General features: G+C 65.7%; 16 protein-coding genes and 1 pseudogene. 7 read left to right on the top strand and 10 right to left on the bottom strand.

Translation table 11 applies throughout. The features are described from left to right. Nucleotides 1-337 precede the first annotated feature (337 nt). From rpsN to rpmB, 3 genes are read right to left on the bottom strand one after another with little or no spacing between them, the layout of a single operon-like run. Nucleotides 338-643, bottom strand: a complete 306-nt coding sequence (gene rpsN, locus ABIB45_RS20770) for a 30S ribosomal protein S14 (protein ID WP_190991948.1) — start codon at nt 641-643, stop codon at nt 338-340. A 4-nt stretch (nt 644-647) separates the two neighbouring features. Continuing rightward, complete coding sequence (gene rpmG, locus ABIB45_RS20765; RefSeq protein ID WP_013602737.1) at nt 648-815, bottom strand: 50S ribosomal protein L33; 168 nt, start codon at nt 813-815, stop codon at nt 648-650. Next, nucleotides 815-1051 carry a 50S ribosomal protein L28 gene (rpmB, locus tag ABIB45_RS20760; RefSeq protein ID WP_011693744.1) on the bottom strand — a complete coding sequence of 79 codons (237 nt, stop codon included), beginning with the start codon at nt 1049-1051 and terminating at the stop codon, nt 815-817. The genes rpmG and rpmB overlap by 1 nt, the downstream gene beginning before the upstream one ends. Nucleotides 1052-1378: 327 nt before the next feature. On the opposite strand from rpmB, the gene ABIB45_RS20755 reads away from it, so the two are divergent. Together ABIB45_RS20755 and ABIB45_RS20750 are read left to right on the top strand one after the other, a co-directional pair. Then, nucleotides 1379-2365 (top strand): ferric reductase-like transmembrane domain-containing protein, encoded by a 987-nt coding sequence (locus tag ABIB45_RS20755; protein WP_354217741.1) that lies wholly within the window; start codon nt 1379-1381, stop codon nt 2363-2365. Continuing rightward, the gene (locus ABIB45_RS20750; RefSeq protein ID WP_354217740.1) at nt 2362-2502 is read left to right on the top strand and encodes a hypothetical protein; all 141 of its coding nucleotides are present in this window, start codon (nt 2362-2364) and stop codon (nt 2500-2502) included. Before ABIB45_RS20755 ends, ABIB45_RS20750 begins: the two co-directional genes overlap by 4 nt. On the opposite strand, the gene ABIB45_RS20745 is transcribed toward ABIB45_RS20750, so the two are convergent. Then, nucleotides 2499-3260, bottom strand: coding sequence for an SGNH/GDSL hydrolase family protein (locus ABIB45_RS20745; protein ID WP_354217739.1), 762 nt, complete (start codon nt 3258-3260; stop codon nt 2499-2501). The two genes, ABIB45_RS20750 and ABIB45_RS20745, sit on opposite strands and share 4 nt — an antisense overlap. Before the next feature lie 2 nt (nt 3261-3262). Further along, nucleotides 3263-3754 carry a MarR family winged helix-turn-helix transcriptional regulator gene (locus ABIB45_RS20740; RefSeq protein WP_354217738.1) on the bottom strand — a complete coding sequence of 164 codons (492 nt, stop codon included), beginning with the start codon at nt 3752-3754 and terminating at the stop codon, nt 3263-3265. 70 nt (nt 3755-3824) lie between these two features. On the opposite strand from ABIB45_RS20740, the gene ABIB45_RS20735 reads away from it, so the two are divergent. Next, nucleotides 3825-4112 (top strand): YciI family protein, encoded by a 288-nt coding sequence (locus ABIB45_RS20735; RefSeq protein WP_354217737.1) that lies wholly within the window; start codon nt 3825-3827, stop codon nt 4110-4112. On the opposite strand, the gene ABIB45_RS20730 is transcribed toward ABIB45_RS20735, so the two are convergent. Both ABIB45_RS20730 and ABIB45_RS20725 read right to left on the bottom strand, forming a co-directional pair. Beyond that, complete coding sequence (locus tag ABIB45_RS20730) at nt 4109-4951, bottom strand: SGNH/GDSL hydrolase family protein (protein WP_354217736.1); 843 nt, start codon at nt 4949-4951, stop codon at nt 4109-4111. The genes ABIB45_RS20735 and ABIB45_RS20730 overlap by 4 nt on opposite strands. 9 nt (nt 4952-4960) lie before the next feature. Then, nucleotides 4961-5260, bottom strand: a pseudogene (locus ABIB45_RS20725) (hypothetical protein); the annotation flags it as partial. A 122-nt stretch (nt 5261-5382) separates the two neighbouring features. On the opposite strand from ABIB45_RS20725, the gene ABIB45_RS20720 reads away from it, so the two are divergent. After that, nucleotides 5383-7356, top strand: coding sequence for an MFS transporter (locus tag ABIB45_RS20720; RefSeq protein WP_354217735.1), 1974 nt, complete (start codon nt 5383-5385; stop codon nt 7354-7356). After that, nucleotides 7353-7898 carry a TetR/AcrR family transcriptional regulator gene (locus ABIB45_RS20715; RefSeq protein ID WP_354217734.1) on the top strand — a complete coding sequence of 182 codons (546 nt, stop codon included), beginning with the start codon at nt 7353-7355 and terminating at the stop codon, nt 7896-7898. The genes ABIB45_RS20720 and ABIB45_RS20715 overlap by 4 nt, the downstream gene beginning before the upstream one ends. Before the next feature lie 81 nt (nt 7899-7979). Here the strand turns inward: ABIB45_RS20715 and ABIB45_RS20710 are convergent, their stop codons facing one another. From ABIB45_RS20710 to ABIB45_RS20700, 3 genes are read right to left on the bottom strand one after another with little or no spacing between them, the layout of a single operon-like run. Then, the gene (locus ABIB45_RS20710) at nt 7980-11441 is read right to left on the bottom strand and encodes an ATP-binding protein (RefSeq protein ID WP_354217733.1); all 3462 of its coding nucleotides are present in this window, start codon (nt 11439-11441) and stop codon (nt 7980-7982) included. Then, complete coding sequence (locus ABIB45_RS20705; RefSeq protein WP_354217732.1) at nt 11438-12244, bottom strand: DUF4194 domain-containing protein; 807 nt, start codon at nt 12242-12244, stop codon at nt 11438-11440. Before ABIB45_RS20705 ends, ABIB45_RS20710 begins: the two co-directional genes overlap by 4 nt. Next, a complete protein-coding gene (locus tag ABIB45_RS20700; RefSeq protein ID WP_354217731.1) occupies nt 12244-13707 on the bottom strand; it encodes a DUF3375 family protein in 1464 nt (487 codons plus the stop codon). The genes ABIB45_RS20705 and ABIB45_RS20700 overlap by 1 nt, the downstream gene beginning before the upstream one ends. Before the next feature lie 239 nt (nt 13708-13946). Between ABIB45_RS20700 and ABIB45_RS20695 the strand changes: the two genes are divergently transcribed. Next, nucleotides 13947-14246 (top strand): hypothetical protein, encoded by a 300-nt coding sequence (locus ABIB45_RS20695; protein WP_354217730.1) that lies wholly within the window; start codon nt 13947-13949, stop codon nt 14244-14246. Between the two features lie 61 nt (nt 14247-14307). After that, on the top strand, nt 14308-16338 hold the full coding sequence (locus ABIB45_RS20690; protein ID WP_354217729.1) for an acyl-CoA dehydrogenase family protein: 2031 nt from the start codon (nt 14308-14310) through the stop codon (nt 16336-16338). The last annotated feature ends 14 nt before the right edge of the window (nt 16339-16352 follow it).

The raw sequence follows: 16352 nt of genomic DNA, 5'->3' as shown, positions 1-16352 counted from the left end.
CCTGGCCGGAACCCGGGGCATTGCCAAGGCGATGCGGACTGCCGGACGCGATCCGGAAATCGCCCGGAACCTCACCGGACTTTGAAATAGCCCTGCAAATCAACCCCCCACAGCACCCACGACCGCGCCAACCCAGGCCAAAACCCCCACCGGCGGGCAAAACCGTGCGCCGTCGTCGTAATCAGTACCTGTGGGCTGCCCCACAGCCGCGAACGTCCGGGCGGATCTCGACAAGCTTGATCAGGTTGACCTCGATCATCAGAGGCTTAAATGCAGAAGGGCCGGCAACCATACGGTTGCCGGCACTTCTCAAGCAGTTGGAATCAGCGGTGCTGGATTACCAGGAAGACTTGGTGATGCCCGGGAGCTCACCGCGGTGAGCCATGTCGCGGAAGCGAACACGGGAGATACCGAACTTCTGGAAAGTACCGCGGGGACGGCCGTCGATGATGTCGCGGTTACGCAGACGGACGGGCGACGCGTTGCGGGGAAGCTTCTGCAGGCCGAGGCGTGCAGCTTCGCGAACTTCGTCGGTCGAGTTGGGATCAACCAGAGCCTTCTTCAGTTCGAGACGCTTTGCAGCGTAACGCTCAACAATGACTTTACGCTCTTCGTTCTTAGCGATCATTGACTTCTTAGCCATATGTTTAGCGCTCCTCTCGGAATTCGACGTGCTGGCGAATCTTGGGGTCGTACTTCTTCAGGACCATGCGGTCCGGATCGTTACGACGGTTCTTACGGGTTACGTACGTGTAACCAGTGCCCGCGGTCGACTTGAGCTTGATGATCGGACGTACGTCCTTGTCCTTAGCCACTAGAGCTTCACCCCACGAGCCAGGATTGCGGCGACGACTACGTCGATGCCGCGTACGTCGATGGTCTTGATGCCACGAGCAGAAACCTGCAGCGTGACGTTACGGCGCAGGGACGGAACCCAGTAGCGCTTCTTCTGAATGTTCGGATCGAACCGGCGCTTGTTGCGACGGTGCGAGTGCGAAATGCTGTGCCCAAAGCCCGGCTCGGCTCCGGTCACTTGGCAGTGTGCTGCCATGACTTCTCCTCAAGAATTGAAAGTAATGATCCGCATATCTGCTGCAGGATCATGCGTCTAGGCGCGACCCAAAGTGATCAGGGTGAACGGTTAGTCACGCAACTTGAGCCCCTAACTACCGGCTACCCTGGAGAAAATTACCGGGCCACCGGAGCAATTGCGCACGCTCCGCGCACTTAGCGCCTACCCAGTCTACGAGTTCCCGCAATTAAAGACCAATCCGGTTGCTGGAAGGTGTATAAGAGAGCCGGGCCTGGTCGGCCGCATCACAGCTGGCACTCCCTTGTTTTCACAGCTGTATCAAGCTTCCGGGCGCATCTTTGATACATGAAGACACAGCCCCTGCCGGCCACTCCGGCGCCAAGCCGCTCCGGCCATCCGGGGCCGCCAGTCCCCGGGCCACCCTCCCAGGAGGGCACAGCCGCTGGCCGCAGCGCCCCTGGCCGGTTTGCCCGTCAACACCGCCAGCGGATGCGCCGGGCCGACCTCCTGACGGTTATTGTTTGGGCTTCGGTGGCGACGGCCTTGGCCCTCTGGCTGGCCGACGGCGGGCTGCGGGCGGTCAATTCGTTGGCTTCCTTCTTCACCGCTGCAGGGATCGTGGCCGGCCTGGCCGGTATGGACCTGGTCCTGCTGATGCTGCTGCTGGTGGCCCGCATTCCGTTCATTGACAGAACCGTTGGTCACGACCGGGCCCTAGAGTTCCACCGCAAGCTCGGTAAACCTTCGCTGTATCTCCTCCTCGCACACGGCCTGCTGCTCGCCGTTGGCTACGGCATGGCAGAAAGGCTGGATCCTGTCAGCGAAGCGGGGGCATTGTGGACGCTGGTCCCGGACATGTGGCTCGCCTTTGTGTCCATGGCATTGTTCCTTGCAGTGGTGGTGACCTCATCGGTAGCTGTCCGGCGGCTTTTCCCCTACGAGTTCTGGTACGTGGTGCACCTGCTGACGTATGCCGCCGTCGGGACGTCCCTCCCCCACCACTTCAGCGTGGGCGGGCTATTTGCCGAGGGCAGCTGGCATCGGTGGTACTGGCTGGCGGTCTGCATCGCGACCGGCGCCGCCCTTTTCCATTACCGGTTGACCCAGCCCCTCGCAGCCACCTCCCGGCACCAGTTGACGGTGAGCCGGGTGACCGGAATCGTGGACCCCGCTGACGGCGGACTTCTGCTGGCCGGCTATCCGCTGGGCGGACGACGGCGGCACACGGCGTTGGCGACGTCGGGTTCCGCCGAGCGGGGGACCACATTTGGGGCCGGCCGCTGGATGCCACAGCTTTTGTTCAGGTTTCCGTTGCCGCGGTGGACATCGTGACGGCAGACGTCCTGGCCACGGCGATCGTCGCAAGCGGTACGCCGATGCTGGACAGGGCCGCCGACCGGTGGGATGTTGCCGTCCTCGCGGTCCGGCGTGACGGAACACTGCTCGCCACCCCGGAGTTCCGGGGCTAAGGCCGGGTCAGCCGCGGGTATTTGGGCGACAGGCCGTCGCCGGAGGACTTGCCGGTGACACGGCGTACCACCCACGGGCCGGCGAATTCGCGGACCCACCGGGCGTTCGCGCGGATGGCTTCGGTCCGGCTCAGCTCGGGAACCGGGGTCATGGGCGGGACGTCGATCGAATGGTCATGTTCCAGGACTGTGAGCACCCGCTTGGCCATGTTGGCGTGCCCGGCCGCGGACATATGCATCCGGTCCGTCGCCCACATTCCCCAGTCGTAGTATTCGCTGAACCGCCAGTAGTCCACCAGCAGCGCCCCGTGGTCCCCGGCAATGCCGCGGACCAGTTCGTTGTAGATGGCGGTGCGGCCGCGCATAGTGCTAAACACCTTGGACCCGCGGGCGTCGAAGCCCGTGAACATCACTACGGTGGCGCCGCTGGCCGTCAGCTTGCGGATGCCGGCGTCGTATTCTGCCAGCAGGTCATCGATGTCGATCCTGGGGCGCAGAATGTCATTGGCACCCGCATAAATGGTCACCAGGGTGGGGTTAAGTTCGACGGCGGCATCCACCTGCTCTGCCATGATCTGGCGGAGCTTCCTGCCGCGGATGGCCAGGTTGGCGTAGCCGAAGGCGGGATCCGCCGCGCCCAACTGCTCGGCCACGCGGTCCGCCCAGCCACGGAGTCCGTTGGGGCGGCTGGAATCATCATCGCCCACACCCTCCGTGAAAGAGTCGCCGAGCGCCACATACCGCGTGGAAAAATCCATGGCTACGGCTGGCCGTCAGTGTAGCGGAGAATCCAGTGGTCATCGTCCAGACGGGCAACAATCTTTTCGCCGATGCGGGCCAGATCGTTGACCTCGCGGTCCGACAGCGCGTCCAGGAACTTGGTGCGGACTGCCTCCACGTGCCCCGGTGCGAGGTCCACCAAAGTGGCCATCCCGATGTCGGACAGGTGCGCCGTGGTGACGCGGGCATCGTGGGGGTGCGGACGGCGCTCCAGCCAGCCGCGCTTCTCCAGCTTGGATACCACGTGCGAGAGCCGGGACAGCGACGAACTGGTACGGGCGGCCAACTGGCTCATGGGCAGGAAGTGTCCCTCGGCCTCGGACAGCATGGCCATGACGTTGTAGTCAAAGAGGGAAACCTTGCCGGCAGTGTGGAGCTGGCTGTCCAGGGCGGAGGGAAGCAGGGTGTTGATGCTCAGGATCGCCAGCCAGGCACGGCGTTCGTCGGAGTTGAGCCAGCGTGGTTCGATCATGAGTCCATTCTATGAGGACAAAGTTCTTGACGGTTCAAGTGACCCGCCCGGGCGGGGGTAGGCTGGCCGTATGTTCGTTGTGACGCTGACCTACAGGGTGCCCGAAGACATTGTCGATTATCACCGGCCCGCGCATATGGCCTGGGTCAAGCAAGCGTTCGACGACGGCGTGTTCCTCGCGTCGGGGCGCCTGGTTCCGGCGGTGGGAGGTGTGCTGCTGTCCAAGGCCGACCGGGCCACGCTGGATGCCGCACTCGCCAGGGACCCGTTTTACAGCAATGGTGTGGCGGAGTTCGAAGTCATCGAATTCACTGCCACCACCGTGGCGGAGGGCTACGAAAACATGCTGGACACCTAAGACCTTTTCGCCTTTTCGAGCTTCTCCGCGAGCTTCTTGAGGCCACCTTTCCGCGGCACCTTGACGGGCTCCGGCCAGCGCGGGTTCAGTGAATCCCCCAACGTGATGCCCCGGATCTTGCGGCCGAAGAGTGGCAGTACCCAGTCGCTGACCCAGCGCCGCTGCCGCCGTTCCCACTCGCGCAGGCTGAGTGGCGCAGGCGGGTCCCATTCCTTGGGCCGCATTTTGTGGGGCACGCCGAGCTGGTCCAGCACCTGCCCCGCGAGGTACTTGTGGCCCGCCTTGGACATGTGGAGCCGGTCCGAGTCCCACATCCGCAGGTCATGGAAGGCGTCCAGGCACCAGTAGTCCACCAGGACGGCGCCGTGCCTGGCTGCGATCTCCCGCACCCGCTGGTTGTAAATGGTATTCCGCTTCTTCAGCAGCTCCAGTACGGCCGAAACCTTGACGTCGAAGCCGGTGAACAGGACCACCGTGGCCCCGCTTCCCGCCAGCCGTGCCACAAGGTTTTCGTAGTCATCCATCAGGACGGCCATGTCCGTGCCGATATCCAGAATGTCGTTGCCGCCGGCATACAGGGTGACGAGAACTGGATTCATGGCCAGCGCCGGCTCGAGCTGTTCGGCCACGACGTGGCGCAGGCGTTTGCTCCGGATCGCCAGGTTTGCGTACTCCCACCCCGGTTCGGCCTTCGCCAGCTTCTCCGCCACCCGGTCAGCCCAGCCCCGGACCCCGTTAGGCAGCCGCTCGTTCCGGTCCCCCACGCCCTCAGTAAAGGAATCCCCGAGTGCCACAAACACCCGCCGGCCGTTCCGTGGAAGCAAAGGTTCAGGAAGCACCAGGCCAACCTAACCCGCCAAAGAAACGGCAGGGTTAACGTCGGGCGACAGGAATGCGAGAGGGTTTGGGAAGAAGAGCGGTCGGAGCCTTTTTAGCTCGGTCTTGCCCTGGCGCCGGTACCCCATGAACGCAACCTGCTTCCGGTCGATCCCGACGTCCCGCACAAGGTACCGGCGCATGCCCGTATCCACGTTGACGTCCTCGGGCTCCAGGCCTGCGCCGCCGTCGGCCGCTTTGATGCCCACCCAGCCGGGCACCGGCACCGCCGCGCGCACCGCCTCCTGCAGCAGCAGCTCACCGTGGGGGCGGACTTGGTCGTGTGACGCAATAAACAGCAGCAGACCATTGCAAGCAGGGGGTGAACGGTGGTTCACTCGTAAGGCGGTAAACGCATGTTCACCCCACCGCTCCCCCGACCGGAAAGCCACCGATGCCGCGCCCCCACGCCCCTGAATCGCAACGACGCCCCTCACCTTCCGCGATCACCGCCGTCCTGGCCCTCAGTGGCACCGTTGTTGCCCTCATGCAGACACTGGTGGTCCCGCTCCTGCCGGATTTCCCCGGGATCCTGGGCGTGACGGCCGACGACGCCTCCTGGCTGGTGACCGCCACGCTGCTATCGAGCGCCGTGGCAACGCCCATCGTGTCCCGCAGCGCGGACATGTACGGGAAGCGCAAGATGATGGTGGTGTGTCTCGCCATCATGGTGGCGGGCTCCATCGTTGCCGCCGTCGGCGGGTCCTTCCTGTTCCTCATCATCGGCCGGACGCTGCAGGGCTTCGCCTCGGCGCTGATCCCCGTGGGCATCAGCATCATGCGCGATGAATTGCCCAAAGAGAGGATGGGCTCTGCGGTTGCGTTGATGAGCGCCACCTTGGGAATCGGCAGCGCCCTGGGCCTGCCGTTGGCCGGAGTGCTGTACGAGAGCATGGGCTGGGCGTCCATATTCTGGGTTTCCGCCGCCGCAGGCGCACTCCTGCTTGTCGGCGTGGTGCTGGTGGTTCCCGAATCGAAGGTCCGCACCCCCGGGCGCTTCGACTACGCCGGGGCCCTCGTGCTGTCCGCGGCCCTGTCCACCCTGTTGCTGGCGATCTCCAAGGGCGGCTCGTGGGGCTGGGGGTCGGAGCCGGTCCTGCTCCTGTTCCTGACCGCGGCCATACTCCTGGCAGCCTGGGTCCCCTATGAACTGAAAGTCAGTCAGCCGATGGTTGACCTGCGGACCTCTGCCCGCCGGTCGGTTCTGATGACCAACCTCGCCTCGCTGCTCATCGGCTTCGCCATGTTCGCCAACATGCTGCTTACCACCCAGCAGCTCCAGTTGCCTGAGGCCACGGGCTACGGCTTCGGCCTGAGCGTGATCATCGCCGGCCTGTGCATGGTGCCGTCCGGGTTGGCCATGGTTATTTTCGCCCCGGTATCCGGGCGGATCATTCGCGTCTTCGGTGGCAAGCCCGCGCTGATGGCCGGTGCGGCGGTGATGATTGCGGGGTACGTGGGCCGTGTCTTCTTCTACGACTCGGTTGCCGCAGTGATCATCGGATCCACGGTGGTGAGCATCGGTACAGCCATTGCCTATGCAGCCATGCCCACCCTGATCATGGGGGCCGTCCCCATCACCGAAACTGCCTCCGCCAACGGGCTGAACAGCCTGGTCAGGTCCATCGGCACATCGACCTCCAGCGCCGCGGTTGCTGCTGTTCTCACGTCTGTCACCTTGACGGTCGGGGCCGCCCGCCTGCCTTCCTTCGAGGCGTTCAAGGACGTGTTCTGGATGGCCGCGGTCGCGTCCGCAGCTTCCATGCTGGCTGCAGTCTTCATCCCCCAGGCCGCTGCTGCCCACCGCACGCCAACACCCGCCGTCGCCGCCACCGAACTCGTGGTGCAGGGACGCGTTCTGGCACCCGACCACCGCCCTCTGTCTTCCGCGGTCGTGACCGTCCTGCAGACTGGCGGCGAGCCGGTGGACTGGAGCCGCCTGGACGCGGAAGGCAACTACTCGGTGGCGCTGCCCGGCGCTGGAAAATACCTGATGGTTGCCAACGCAGCGGGCTGGGCGCCCACGGCGGAGGTCATAGATTTCGACGGCCGCACGCTGCAGCAGAATCTCCGGCTGCGTGACCGTCTGGAGATCGGCGGAACGGTCACTGCCGGCGGACGGACGCTGGCCGGCGCCGTGTTGACGCTCCTTGAAGCCGGCGGCGGGCATGTGGGAAGCACGCGGACCGGTGAGGAGGGCCGGTACGCTTTCCCGCTGCCCGCGGCCGGCCGCTACGTTGTGACCATGCTGCACCCGGAAACATACGAAGCCACGGCCCAAAAGCTCACCGTGGGCATCCAGTCGACCACCCTCGACCTCGCCGCCCCACGCGCAGAGAACGCCGCCGGACAGCACGTGGGAATGTGAGCAGCCCCAGCCACGACGGGATCCTCCGCGCGGCCGGACGGCTGTTCGGGGAACGCGGCTACCGCGCGGTGACGGTGCGGGACATCGCCGCCGAAGCCGGCGTTTCTGCCGCGCTGGTCATGAAGCTGTTCCTGTCCAAGGAAAAGCTCTTTGCCGCGGTCCGGCCGGACGAATCGCAGCTCGCCGATGTGGATGTCCCGACGCCGGAACTTGGCAGGACGCTCGTGTTCCGGGTGCTGATGCGCCGGGAACGCGGGGTGCAGGAGCCGTGGGCCATCATCCCGTTCGCCGTCTTGGACGCCCCGGACCCGGAGGCTGCCCGGGCCGAGATCCGCGAACGCTACGTTGCCGCCATCGCCCAGCTGATCGGGGACTCCACGCCGGAGCGGCGTTTCGCATCCACGGTAACCGCCCTGATGACCGGCTTCGGCGAGACCGTCCGCACGCTGGGCCTCTTTGACGGCTGGAATTTTGACGAGCTGGTGGGGCACTACGGAGCAATCGTCCAGGCTCAGATCGACGCGTGCACCGCAGACCCTTAGGGAACCGCAACGCGGGGTCGGATACGGCCCATTCCGGGGGGTTTTGGGCGTTAAGTGACCCCGCGTTGCAGTAGGAAGCGGCTAGCGGAGGACGATGTCCACCGGGTTGGCCTCGGACCGCCATGCCCCTTCGGACCCGGGGTTGGGCCGGATCACCGGCGCAGTCAGCACCCCGGAGCGGTTGGTGCGCTTGTCGCGGAGGATTTCCGTGACCGAGCCCAGGTGCCGGGACAGGTCGATCACGTTTTCCGGCGCGGCCAGCAGCAGCTGGAAGCCGAACTCGTGCAGCGCCTTGATCCCGGCGCCGGCGAACTCCTCCGAGGCCAGCACAAACGCCTCGTCCATCATCACAGTGCCGTACGTGGTGAAGCCCTGCTCGGCGATGCCCAATTGGTAGCTCAGCGCCGCGGCCATGATGAAGGCAGTGAAGCGCTGCCGCTCGCCGCCGGACATCGAGCCGGTGTCGGCGTGCATGTAGACGTCGGTGCGTTTGGCGCCGCCTTTTTCAGCCGTCGTCGCACCCGGTACAGCGCGGTGCTCCTTGCACTGGATGAACAGGTGGCCGCGGACGTCCAGCACCTCGGCGCGCCAGCGCCGGTCCTCGGGCGTGGGCGATCCGAGCCGCTTCACCAGAGTTTCCAGGGTCTTGTAGCGCGCTGTGAGTTCGGCGTCGTCGTCACCCGCAGCATCCGCGCTGGCCCGCGCAGGCCGCGCGTGCCGGACTTTCAGTGCATTCTGGATGGCGTCCTTGAACTGCTTCGCAGTGGCGGGGAGCGTCTGCTTGATGTCGAGTTCCAGGAAGCTGCCCTCGTGGAAGTTAACCTCGGACAGGATGCCGTTGAGCGGCAGGATGCGGCTGGTGATGGAGCGCCGCTCCTCGTCCAGCAGGTGCAGCAAAGTGCTGAACGATTCGTGCGTGCGCTGGTTGAAGAAGTGCCGGAACTCGGACTCCTGGGCGGGCAGGCCGTCGCTGACGATGGCGTGGTAGCGGGCTTCGAACTCGCCCGCCGCGCCGATGGAGGTGCCGTGGTCCGCGGAGATCGCTGAGCCCCACTCGCGCACAAAACCTTCGAAGATCCGGGTGAGCCGCTCGGAGGTCGCCTGCCCGCGCGTCTCCGCGCTGTGCAGTTCCCCGAGCAGGGCGGTCCGGACGCGGTTGGCCAGGTTGTCGAGCTCATGCATCTCGCTGACGTCGCCGAAGTCCGTAAAGTACGGTTCCAGCGAGGTGATGGTAGCGTCCGACGGCGGCGCCTGCGCCAGGCGGGCACGCGCGGCTTCGAGCAGCGAATCGGCTGCGCTCAACTGACGGTCCAGTGCCTTGTATTCGCTTTGCAGGACGGCCGCGGCCTCGGTGCTAGCCTGGTGTTTCTGCCGCGCCGTTTCGATGTTTGCCCGCAGCGGTTCCAGGTCCGCTTGGGCCGCGAAGGCGTCCTTAAGCCGCTGCTCAATCCTGGTGAGTTCCCCGGCAGCCACCGCAGCTGACACCTGATCCCAGGGCCGGTGGTCTTCGGCGATGCGGCGAAGGGCTTCGAGCTGCCGGCTCATGCCTTGATGCGACTCTTCACGGCTCTGCGCAAGCTCGGCCGCCCTGGCCAGTTCGTGCTGCAGATCCTCCACCTGGGCGGCCACCAGCTCCAGCTTGGCGGCGTTGTCGAACCCGAGCACGTAGTCCTGCCGGCTGGTGAAGCGGTCATCCTTTTCCACCGTGTGGCGGTTCCGTTTGACCACACCGCCCAGGCTCAGGCCCTTGTCCAGCTTCCTCAGTTCGTCGGGATCCTCCACGCATGGGTACGCGAAATCGAGGGCGATCCGTTCGCGGATCCATTCCCCGGCCTCGGTCGCCGCGCCGCTCGCGAGGATGTCCAGCTTGGTGAGCAGGTCGCCGTCGCGCACGTCCTCCACGCCCAGCGCACCGCCAGCGAGCGGCTTGGACACATCCACGGCGCGCAGGGCACCGCGTACTTTGTGGCCGTTCAGGTAGCCGGTCACCGCGGCGAAGTGTTCGCCGGGAACTAGCAGGGTGGTGGCCAGGTTCCGGAGCGCACGCTCCGCCGCCGGCCGCCACTGCTCCTCCCCTTCGGCGAGGTCGATCAGCTCGCCGCCGAACGCCATCCGGTCCTCGGGAACGCCGGTGGCCGCGGCGATCGCCGCACGGTTCTCAATGCTCGACGGCGGCAGCAGGGACTTGCGCGTCTGCAGCGAAACGAGTTCCTGCTGGGCGGCCGCCAGCTCGCGTTTCTTCGTGGCGTGCCCGTCGAAGGCTTCGAAACGGAGTTCCTGCAGGGCCTGGGAATCATCCTTGAGCTCGGCAGACCTGGCGGCGGCCTGTTCATGGGCCTGTTCCCAGCCTTCGGCGGTCCACTCGAGCTGCAGGCCGGCGTCGGACAGGGCCTTGCGAGCCGCTTCCTCCACCTGCTCGCGGAGCCTCAGGCCAACTTTCGCGTTTTCCAGCGCCTGCTCGATCGCGGAGATCGCGTTGCCGCCCTGGTTGTTGTAGTCGGTTTCGAGCTGCCGCAGTTCGTTGGCCAGGCCGTCGCGGACAGAACGTTCCACGCCCAATTCCATGGCCTTGGCCTGCGCCAGCTCCTTGAACCGGGCCAGGGTTTTCTGGTGCACGGTAACCGACAGCTGCTGCTTGTAGGCCTCGAATTCCTCGCCCGCGAGGTCCCGGAGCCGGTTCGCGCCGAGCAGCGACTGCGCATATTCTTTATTCAGGGCGGGGACCGGAGCCAGCTGGTCCCGCTGCTGCCGCACATCCTCCAGCCGCTGCCTGATGGACATCAGGTTGCTGAATTCCTCCACCACGTCATCGGCCGCGGCCAGGGTTGCCGGCGCATCCAATACCTGATCGCGGAAGAAGGTGTTAACGCTGCCACCGAGCCCCTTGCCGGCCTGGATAACGCGCAGCAGCGGCAAGGCCTGGTCCGAACTGATGCCCAGAAGCCGGCGGAAACGCTCGGCAAAGGCCTTGTGCACATCGAAAACCTGGGCGTCCGGGAAGATGGTCTCCAGCGTGGCCTTGGTGAAGCGCCTGTCCGCGATGTCCTCGATGGCCGGGAGGTCCAGCGGCTTGGTGTCGATTAGGTAGAACCGCCCGACACTGGATTCCGTGCCGTTCTTGGGCACATCAAACAATGCCGACACGGTGACGCGGGTGCCCGCGGCATTATCGAACGTCAGCCCGACGGCGGACCACGTGGCGCCCGGGCGCTGGAAGGCACTGGCCGAGCCTTCGCCCACCGCCTTGTCGCCCACCTTCCCGCGCATGTACGTGTACGTGGTCCTCTTGTCCTCCACAGCACCGCCGGCGCGCTGCGCCGCTGCCTCGTTGGACCGCGGCCGGGCGTCGAAAACCCGCAGCATGGCGTCAAACAGCGTGGACTTGCCCACACCCGAGTTGCCTGTCAGCAGCGTGCCGCTGCGGTCCACGCGCATCGTGTGCGCGCCATGGAACGTTCCCCAGTTGACCACCTGCACCAACGCGAGGCGCATCTGGCCCGGGTTTGTCAGTTCACCAATCGGCAGCATGGTTGCGATGCTCACTTGGTTTCCCCTCCTGCGTCGGTGTGGTCGCCTTCCGCGTCGCTGTCCTCGTCATCCTCGGTTTCGACAGGCTCAACCTCCGGGTCCGGATCGAGGTCTATCAGTGGCTCTGTGCCGGCGGGGTCTGTTGTGGCTGCTACCAGGGCTACGATTTGGGCTGGGATGTCGCCGATGTTTTCGAAGGGGAGGGCCAGCGGGAGGGCGTTGGAGATGGTGTAGACGTCCTCCAGGCCGGTGGTGAGGAGCAGTTGGCGGGCCAGGAGTTTGGTAATGGCGCGGTTGACTACATCCGAATCGCGGAGGGCGTCCTGCTGGCCTGCTGGCTGGTAGTGGGCCACGAGGTCCGCGATTTCCTCGCGGGTGATGGTGGGATCGGTCTGGGCCGTGACGTGGCGGTCCAGCAGCAGGCGCAGGCGGAGAAGGACGATGGTCTCGACCCGGCTCAGCGCACGCTGCTGGCGCAGGATGCTGGAACGGGTGCTGCCGCCGATGGCCTCCGGGTCCACCGGTCGCAGCACGGCGATCTTGCGCTCGTGGTCCAGCTGCAGCGTCAGGAAAACCTCGGACAGCCGGCTGCGCAGGATCAGCTGGTTATCCAGAAGCGTGGTCCACAGTTTTTCGTCGCGGCCGCCATCAACATACGGGCCCTTCAGCAGCTTCACCAGGGCCTGGCGCACTTTCATTGAGAGCACGCCGGTGTCGCCCGGGAACAATGCCGCGCCGTCCACGAAGGCGTCCCGGGGCGTAGCTCCTCCGCTGCGTTCAACCACCGGAGCGGTCGCCGTCGTCATTTCTTCAGTCATCATGAATCCTTTTTGAGGGTGACCACGGGCAGGTACGCCGTGCGGGTGGTGCGGTCGATCTGTTCGAAGTCCAGGCCGCCCCAGGCGTCGCGGTCGAAGGCCGCGCCTTCCTGGAGGGCGTGGGAAAGAAGGGCGCGGATGGAGTTGATGTGCTGTTCCTCGGCCGGCAGCTGCGCCCAGGCTTCAGCCAGGGTGCAAGCGCCTGCGACGGCGGCACGGATCGCGACCGGCCGGGCTTTCCCGGTCCTCGGCGAGCGCACGCGGTCGGAGTCGCTGAAAGCGATGGGATCCGCGAGCTTCGGCGGGACGGCGAACTCGTCCGGGTCGTAGAGCTTGACCATGGCGAGGGATTCGAAGCCGGCGTTGAACAGCACCGGCCCGCGGACCAGGCCGGGCCGCTCACGTTCGTAGGGCAGGGACCTGATGGCCTGCTCGGCCTCGCGCAGGACCTTCCGGAGGCGGACGGACTGGCGGAAGTCGTCGCTCTGGACGTAGGTGTTCAGGCTCTCACTGAGCTTGCCGTAGATGCGCTGGATCTGGCCGTGCTGGTGGCGCAGCTCGGCCACCAGGTTTTTCAGGGTCTCGCGGTCCTCAGCCGAGAGGTCATCGGCGAACTGTCTGCTGAGGACCTCGCCGATCGCCGAACGGAACCGCAGCTGCTGCTGCGGGTCCTCCAGGAACGCGGTGAAGGAACGGAAGGTCCTGCCTTCAGGACTCTGCCGGAGCCGCTTGTCCGCCTTCAGCACCTGGGCCATGGTGGCGCCTTTACTCAGCGACTCCTCGATGATCTGGTTGCGCAGCGCGCCCACCAGTTCCTCAATGCGGTCGCGCATTTTTTTGTAGTCGGCGGGCAGGCTCGCGGCGAGGTCCAGGATGTTGCCGGCGGCTTCCACGGCTTCGTCGTCGTCCAAGAGGCCGTCGAAGTCGCCGGAGCTGATGTCCTGCATCAGCTGTTGCCGCTCCTCGATCTCTTCCCCGAGGGATTCCAGCCGGGCGCTCTGGTCCGGGTTGGTCTCGTTGGCGAGCTTCTCCACGTCGCCGAGCAAAGTTCCCAGCCGGGATCCGTTCAGGGTGGACCGCTCGCTGGAGAGGCTGTCCAAAAACGCGAGCACGCGCGCGGCGGGTTCGGTGACTTCGTAAACGATCTGCCCGGACTGGTTGCGCCGGGTCAGGAACTGCTTGCGCGTCCATTCGTCCGCATAGTTCCGGCCGGAAGACGTGCCGATGGCGGCGCCGCCTTGCCCGGGCTCCTGGCTCCGGAGCTGCTCAAGGAAGGAGTCGACGTCGGCGTGGAACTCCTCAAGCGGAGCCTGCGGGCGGGTGCGGGTAAACGACGCCTGCAGCACCGCGATGACCCACGGCGCGGAGCGCGTAAGCGCCCAGGCAGGTCCTTTGGTCAGGAGTTCGAGGTCCCGGAGCCGGGCGCTGATCGCGTCAGCGGATGACCTGGCGGAGCGGGGCACGCACTCTCCTTAATCTGCTGGGGGGATGGTTGGGCAGGAAACTGCCAACTACAAGGTTAACGCAGAGCCCTTGCACCCCTAACAGTGATCGTTCCGCGACCGCCCTGTGACCTACCTCCGGGTAGCATTGCGATCCCGTATCAACCCGCCTGCCAGGCAGGGCGCGTCTGGTTGGGGACGCCCGGCACCCCCTACGCTCAGTCCTATTGATTCAACGAGGCAATGGCGCAGGGGGAAGAATGCAGTTCGACTTGAGTTCAGTGGAAACGGCCACCATGGTGTTCGTCGGAACCTTGGGGTTTGCCTTGGTACTGGTGGCGTTCGTCCTGACCGCGGGGTTTATTGCCTTGGTCCTGGTCGGTGTCGGCAAGCTCGCCTGGTTCCTCGTGTCGACGTCGCTGATCGCGGTGGTCCACGGCATCAACCAGGGCTGGGACCGTCTGGTGCATCACGCCGCCACGGGATCCCCGGGGGACTTTCAAGGGCAGGCATCCCCTAGCACTGGAAGCTACCCGCGGGTAATGTTGGGAGACAGCTGAAGGGTTCTCCAACCCGGCGGATCCTGGCTTCAACCGGCCACCTGGGCGAAGGAGATACCCCATGAGCTCCGCCACTGACAGTCCCGCCACCACAGCAGTTGGCACCGAGGTTCCACCCACGGATGCCCCGGCCGCAGAGGTTCCCATCGCCGCGGACAATCTCGGGCCCGACGTCACTGCCGAGGACGCCCGCGCGCTTGCCGAGGCCTCCCGCGAAACCGGCTGGGACCGGCCAAGCTTTGCCAAGGGACTGTATCTGGGAAACTTCGACGTGAGCCTGATCCACCCCTGGCCCAAGGCAAAGGCCGAGGACGTGGAGCGCGGCGAGGCCTTTATGGAGCGGCTGACCGAATATGCGCGCACCATGTCCGGCCGGGTGATCGAACGTGATGCCAGGATTCCGGACGAATACCTCCGGGGCCTGGCAGACCTTGGCGCGTTCGGCATGAAGATTCCCCAGGAATACGGCGGCCTGGGCCTGTCCCTGGTCTACTACGGCCGGGCCCTGGCGCTCCTGGGCAGCGTCCACCCCAGCATTGGAGCACTGCTTTCCGCGCACCAGTCCATCGGCGCCCCCGAGCCGGTCAAGGTATTCGGCACCCCGGAACAGAAGCGTGAATACCTGCCGCGGTGCGCCGCCGGAGCCATCACCGCCTACCTCCTCACGGAACCTGACGTTGGCAGCGATCCTGCCCGGATGGGCAGCACCGCAGTTCCCACGGACGACGGCGAGGCCTACGTTCTGGACGGCGTGAAACTTTGGACCACCAACGGGGTGATCGCCGAGCTGGTGGTGGTGATGGCTGTGGTCCCGGCGCACACAGATGCGGACGGTACAGCACACAAGGGCGGCATCAGCGCGTTTGTGGTGGAAATGGACTCCCCCGGCATTACCGTGGAGAACCGCAACGCGTTTATGGGGCTGCGCGGCATCGAAAACGGTGTGACGCGGTTCCATCAGGTGCGCGTGCCGGCAGCGAACAGGCTGGGCCGCGAAGGCCAGGGCCTGAAGATTGCGCTGACCACGCTGAACACCGGCCGGCTCTCCATTCCGGCGCTCTGCGTTGCGTCCGGCCGCTGGAGCCTGAAGATCGCCCGCGAGTGGTCAGGCGCCCGCGTCCAGTGGGGCCAGCCGGTGGGCAAGCACGAGGCCGTGAGCAAGAAGATCGCCTTCATCGCCGCTTCGGCATTCGCACTGGACGCCGTCTTTGAGCTGTCCGCCGAAATGGCGGACGCCGGGCAGAAGGACGTCCGGATCGAGGCCGCCCTGGCCAAGCTGTGGTCCACGGAGATCAGCTACCGCATCGCCGACGAACTGGTGCAGATCCGCGGCGGCCGCGGATTCGAGACCGCCGAGTCCTTGGAAGCCCGGGGCGAGCGGGCCGTCCCTGCGGAGCAGCAGCTCCGCGACCTCCGGATTAACCGGATCTTCGAAGGATCCTCGGAGATCATGAAACTGCTCATCGCCCGGGAAGCGGTGGATGCCCACCTCGCCGCCGCGGGCGACCTCGCCTCCGTCACGGCGAGCCTGCAGGACAAGGCGAAGGCCGCCGTCGGCGCTTCTGGTTTTTACGCGAAGTGGCTGCCCAAGCTGGTGACCGGCGCCGGCATGGACCCGCGCTCCTACAGCGAGTTCGGGCGGCTGGCCAAGCAGCTGCGGTTTGTGGAGCGGTCCTCACGCCGACTGGCCCGCCAGACCTTCTACGGCATGGGCCGGTGGCAGGCCAACCTGGCCTATAAGCAGGCGTTCCTGGGCCGGGTGGTGGATATCGGCGCGGAGCTGTTCGCCATGGCTGCCTGCTGTTCACGCGCTGAAATGATCCTGCACACCGCGCCGGAACATGCCGCGAGCGCCTACGAGTTGGCTGAGGCATTCTGCGCGCAGGCCCGGGTCCGGGTGGAAGAGTACTTCGATCAGCTCTGGCGCAACACTGACGGCGGCGACCAGAAACTGTCGCGGAAGGTACTGGCCGGCGACTACACCTGGCTGGAGGCCGGCGTGCTGGATCAGTCGGAGGGCACGGGGCCGTGGATCGCGGACGCAACGCCGGGCGCCTCCACAAAGGCAAACCTGCACCGGGACTACCGCTAGCAGATAGTAAGCAT

Origin of the sequence: Arthrobacter sp. UYCo732 (genome assembly GCF_040547265.1) — a bacterium.
GTDB lineage: Bacteria > Actinomycetota > Actinomycetes > Actinomycetales > Micrococcaceae > Arthrobacter.
Note: the sequence above shows the minus strand (reverse complement) of the source record. Positions and strands in the feature narration are given on the sequence as shown.